1 protein-coding gene is annotated in these 684 nt (G+C 65.5%); it reads right to left on the bottom strand.

The window, feature by feature from the left end:
* Positions 1–684 (bottom strand): cytochrome c biogenesis protein CcdA (locus tag AACS18_RS23325; RefSeq protein WP_308810825.1); only part of this gene is annotated, 684 nt, incomplete at both ends.

The following is a 684-nucleotide window of genomic DNA, read 5'->3' on the forward strand; positions in this document are numbered from 1 at the left end:
CGCCGTTTGACTGGCATCCGCCGTGGCAGCAGCAGGACCGGCCGGTTGCAGCAGATCCTTGCCCACCACCACGGCGCTGATCATCGCCAGCAACAGCACGAAGCCGCGCACGCTTTTGGCCACCGAGTGGGGCTGGTGCTGGTTGTGGTGATAGAGGTAGCCGCACAGCAGCAGCCCCCAGCCAAGCCAGGCGAGAGTAGCAATCTGGTCGCTCCAGAGCCGTGACAGCAGCAGGATCGGCACCGCCAGCAGGGCAAAACCAAACAGCTGCTTGATCACATCCATCCAGGCGCCCGCTTTGGGCAGCAGCTTGCCACCCGAGGTGCCGAGCAGCAGCAACGGCAGCCCCATCCCCAGTGACAGCGCATAGAGCGCCGCCCCGCCGAGCCAGAGATCGCCGCTCTGGGCCACGTAGATCAGCGCCCCCGAGAGCGGTGCTGTGGTGCAGGGGGAGCAGACCAGCCCGGAGATCATTCCCATGACGGCGACCCCGACTACCGAGCCGCCCTGCTGGCGGTTGGAGAGGCCGGAGAGCCGGGTTTGCAAACTGCTCGGCAGTTGCAGGGTGTAGAGTCCGAACATGGAGAGGGCCAGCAGCACGAACATCACCGAGAGGCCGATCAGCACATAGGGGTGTTGCAGCGCAGCCTGGAATTTCAGACCTGCCGAGGCGACTACCAGCCC

Source organism: Aeromonas sp. HMWF015 (assembly GCF_963878965.1).
Lineage (GTDB): Bacteria > Pseudomonadota > Gammaproteobacteria > Enterobacterales > Aeromonadaceae > Aeromonas > Aeromonas veronii.